The organism is Streptomyces odonnellii (genome assembly GCF_000981895.1).
Classification (GTDB): Bacteria; Actinomycetota; Actinomycetes; order Streptomycetales; family Streptomycetaceae; genus Streptomyces; species Streptomyces odonnellii.
Map to the genome: position 1 here is coordinate 1 of NZ_LATD01000541.1, position 4,201 is coordinate 4,201.

Here is a 4,201-nt window from a genome sequence, read left to right on the forward strand (position 1 = left end):
CCCTACGGCTACCCCGGCTCCCCGCCCCAGCCCGCGCCGGGCGCTCAGCAGTCCGCGTCGCCCTATGGAACGACGCCGGGCTACGGCTATCCCGCCGCCGACTACTCCGCCCCCGGATATCCGGCGGCCGGTTACCCCGGCTACGGCTCCACGGGCTGGCAGCCCGGACCGTCGAACGGCATGGGCATCACCGCGATGGTGCTCGGCATCATCTCCGTGGTCGTCTTCTGCATCTGGGGCATCGGCATCATCCTCGGTGTCCTCGCACTCGTCTTCGGGATCATCGGCCGGCGCAAGGTCCGGCGGGGCCAGGCGACGAACGGCGGAATGGCGCTCGCGGGCATTGTCCTCGGCGCGATCGGCGCCGTGATCAGCGCCGCGTTCCTGGGCTTCCTGATCTGGGCGATCGCGAACGGCGAGAACCTCGACAGCACCACCGACACGGATCCGTTCGCCACCTCGCTGGTGACCGACGACCGCCGCTGAGCCCCCGCGGTCCCGGCTGCGGCTGTTCCGATCCGCTTGCGCCGGGCGCCCGCCCGGGCCCGCGGGCGCTCCTCGTATCAGACCCGCGCGGGCTCCCCGTACCGGAGTCGCTCACGCGCCTCCATCAGCGCGAAGCCCAGCAGATTGAGCCCGCGCCAGCGCGCGGGGTCGTGCGCCCGCTCGTCGTCCGAGGCCAGTCCGATGCCCCAGATCCGGTCCATCGGGCTCGCCTCGACGAGTATTCGCTCGCCCGTGCCCAGCAGGAACGCGCGCAGATCGGGGTCCTGCCCGAACTTGTGGACGCTGCCCGCCACCACGATCCCGAAGCGCTCGCGCTCCCACACCGTCCCGTCGAAACCGCGCACCAGCCGCCCCGCCTTCTTGGCGAGGGCCGGATTCGCCGCGCCGACGGCCGCGCGCTCGCCCTCCTCGTCGCCGAAGAGCCGGGCCTTGGCGGCCATCATCCAGTGCTCCGCCGTCGCGTACTCGACGCCCTCGACAGTGAAGGGCGAGGGCCACCACTGACTCAGACAACTCCCGCCGAGCGTGCCATCCTGTCGCGGGGCATGCCCCCAGAAGTGCAGATACTTGATCGTCTCGCCGCGCTCCGTGCGCTCGGCCAGCGCGGCCGCCGTACGGACCGGGCTCCCCCGGTGCTGTTCCATGGGCGCGAGTCTCGCAGCCGCCACTGACAGTCCGTACGGCCCCGGGATGCCTCCGTATTCCTGGGGCGACCGATTCCGTCGCGTAACCAAAAGGCAACAACGGAATCCCTTGTTGAGGCGGCGCGGCTCTGTCAGGATCGGCACTCAATTGAAGCCGGAACGACAACCTCGAACGACCCCCGGACAACAACTGGGCCAATGGAGAGCGTCATGACGAATCGCTTCCAGGTACGGGACCGCTTCGCGGACGGTGCGCAGTTCATCGCCGGCCGGCTGCGGCCCGGCACATCCGGCCGCGCCCACGCCGTCGTGAACCCGGCGACCGGCGAGGAGATCCATTCGTACGAACTCGCCGGTACCGCCGATGTCGACGCCGCCGTCGCCGCGGCGCGCACGGCCTTCCCCGGCTGGGCGGGCGCCACTCCCGCCGCGCGCTCCGACGCCCTCCACCGGTTCGCCGCCGTTCTCTCCCGGCAGGCCGAGGACCTCGCGTACGCCGAATCGCTCCAGTGCGGCAAGCCGATCAGGCTGACCACCGAGTTCGACGTACCGGGCACCGTCGACAACACGGCCTTCTTCGCCGGCGCGGCCCGCCATCTCGACGGGGTCTCCGCCGGTGAGTACAGCGGCGACCACACCTCCTATGTGCGCCGCGAGCCGATCGGGGTCGTCGGCTCCATCGCGCCCTGGAACTATCCGCTCCAGATGGCCGCCTGGAAGATCCTGCCTGCCGTCGCCGCGGGCAACACCATCGTGCTGAAGCCCGCCGAGATCACCCCGCTCACCTCGCTGATGTTCGCCCGGGCCGCCCAGGAGGCCGGGATCCCGGACGGGGTGATCAATGTCGTCAGCGGCGCGGGACCCGACGCGGGCGAGCGTCTCGTCGGCCACCCCGATGTGGCGATGACCTCCTTCACCGGCTCCACCGCCGTCGGTCGCCGGGTCGCCGGGATCGCCACCGCCACCGTCAAGCGGCTCCACCTCGAACTCGGCGGCAAGGCCCCCTTCCTGGTCTTCGACGACGCGGACCTGGAGGCGGCCGTCCACGGCGCGGTCGCCGGAGCGCTCATCAACGGCGGCCAGGACTGCACGGCCGCCACCCGCGCCTATGTCCAGCGCCCGCTGTACGAGGCGTTCGTCGCCGGGGTCGCCGGGCTGATGGAGACAGTACGCCTGGGTGACCCCCTCGATCCGGCCACCGACCTCGGCCCGCTGATCTCGCACACCCACCGCGACCGGGTCGCCGGCTTCGTCGACCGGGCCCGCGCCCACGCCCGGGTGGTGACCGGCGGCGAGGCGCCCGGGGGAGACCTCAAGGCGGGCGCGTACTACCGTCCCACGCTCGTCGCGGACGCCGCCCAGGACAGCGAGATCGTCCAGTCCGAGATCTTCGGACCGGTCCTGGCCGTCCTCCCCTTCGACTCCGACGACGAGGGCATCGATCTCGCCAACGACACTCCGTACGGCCTCGCCGCCTCCGCCTGGAGCCGCGACGTCTACCGCACAGGACGCGCGACACGGGAGATCCGCGCCGGCTGCGTCTGGATCAACGACCACATTCCGATCATCAGCGAGATGCCCCACGGCGGGTACCGCGCGAGCGGGTTCGGCAAGGACATGTCCCAGTACTCCTTCGAGGAGTACACCCAGGTCAAGCATGTGATGTACGACAACACGGCGGTCGCCAGGAAGGACTGGCACCGCACGATCTTCGGTGACCGCTGTTAGACAGGCGGCCGGTCCTCCTCATCCACCCGAAAGGGCACAGCGCATGGAGCAGTACGAGCCCGACCGTCTGTCCGCGGCCCAACTGGCCGCCGCGCGGCGCAGTATGACCAGCGGCAGGGGCGCCCTCACCCGCCGTTCCATGCTGCGCGCCACCGGCGCGGGGGCGCTCGGGATCGGCGGGCTCGCCGGTCTGAGCGGCTGCGGCATCCCGCCCGCGAAACGGGAGGGCGACGGCCCGGCGTCGACCGACCACTCGGCCCAGGAGAAGCGGATCGTCTTCTCCAACTGGACTGAGTACATGGATGTCAGCGAGGACGAGAAGCACTACCCCACGCTGGAGGAGTTCACCCGGCGTACCGGGATCACCGTCAAGTACACCGCGGACATCAACGACAACGTCGAGTTTTTCGGGAAGATCCAGCCGCAGCTCGCGGCCGGGCAGGACACCGGGCGCGACCTCATATGCGTCACCGACTGGCTGGCCGCCCGCATCATCCGGCTGGGCTGGGCGCAGAAGCTCGACCCGTCGAACCTGCCGCACGCCTTCGCCAATCTCTCCCAGCAGTTCCGCTCGCCCGACTGGGACCCCGGCCGGGCCCACAGCTATCCGTGGACCGGCATCCCCACCGTCATCGCGTACAACGCGAAGGCGACCGGCGGGCGCAAGGTCGACTCGGTCTCCCAGCTTCTGGACGATCCGCAGCTCAAGGGGCGGGTCGCCTTTCTGTCCGAGATGCGCGACACCGTCGGGATGACCCTGCTCGACCTCGGCAAGGACCCCGGCTCCTTCACGGACGACGACTTCGACGCCGCCGTCGCCCGGCTCCAGAAGGCCGTCGACAAGAAGCAGATCCGCCGCTTCACCGGCAACGACTACACCGCGGACCTCGACAAGGGCGACATCGCGGCCTGTGTGGCCTGGGCCGGCGACGTCGTCCAGCTCCAGAGCGACAACCCCGACGTCAAGTTCGCGATCCCCACGAGCGGTTACATCATCTCCAGCGACAATCTGCTGGTCCCGGCCAAGGCCCGGCACAAGACCAACGCCGAGCGGCTCATCGACCACTACTACCAGCCGCCGGTCGCCGCCCGGCTCGCCGCGTACATCAACTACGTCTGCCCGGTCGACGGGGTACGCGCCGAACTCACCAAGATCGACAAGTCGATGGCCGACAACACGCTGATCCTCCCGGACGCGGCGATGGCCGCCTCCTCGCATGCCTTCCGCTCCCTGAGCAGCAAGGAAGAGACGGCGTACGAGGAGAAGTTCGCCAAGCTCATCGGCGCGTGACCCGCCCGCCCACCGGCGTGTGACCCACAGA

Annotated in this window: 4 protein-coding genes; 3 read left to right on the forward strand and 1 reads right to left on the reverse strand. The window is 70.2% G+C overall.

Translation table 11 applies throughout. The features are described 5' to 3' along the window. Window positions 1-486, forward strand: a 486-nt coding sequence (locus WH07_RS39255) for a DUF4190 domain-containing protein (RefSeq protein WP_046508997.1), incomplete at its 5' end; no start/stop codon positions are given. A gap of 77 nt (window positions 487-563) precedes the next feature. On the opposite strand, the gene WH07_RS34680 is transcribed toward WH07_RS39255, so the two are convergent. Next, entirely contained in the window at window positions 564-1,151 is a 588-nt protein-coding gene (locus WH07_RS34680) for an NADAR family protein (RefSeq protein ID WP_046508999.1), read from the reverse strand. A 210-nt stretch (window positions 1,152-1,361) separates the two neighbouring features. Between WH07_RS34680 and WH07_RS34685 the strand changes: the two genes are divergently transcribed. Further along, on the forward strand, window positions 1,362-2,879 hold the full coding sequence (locus tag WH07_RS34685) for a gamma-aminobutyraldehyde dehydrogenase (protein ID WP_046509000.1): 1,518 nt from the start codon (window positions 1,362-1,364) through the stop codon (window positions 2,877-2,879). Between the two features lie 43 nt (window positions 2,880-2,922). Beyond that, window positions 2,923-4,170 (forward strand): ABC transporter substrate-binding protein, encoded by a 1,248-nt coding sequence (locus tag WH07_RS34690; protein WP_046509003.1) that lies wholly within the window; start codon window positions 2,923-2,925, stop codon window positions 4,168-4,170. Window positions 4,171-4,201 lie beyond the last annotated feature (31 nt).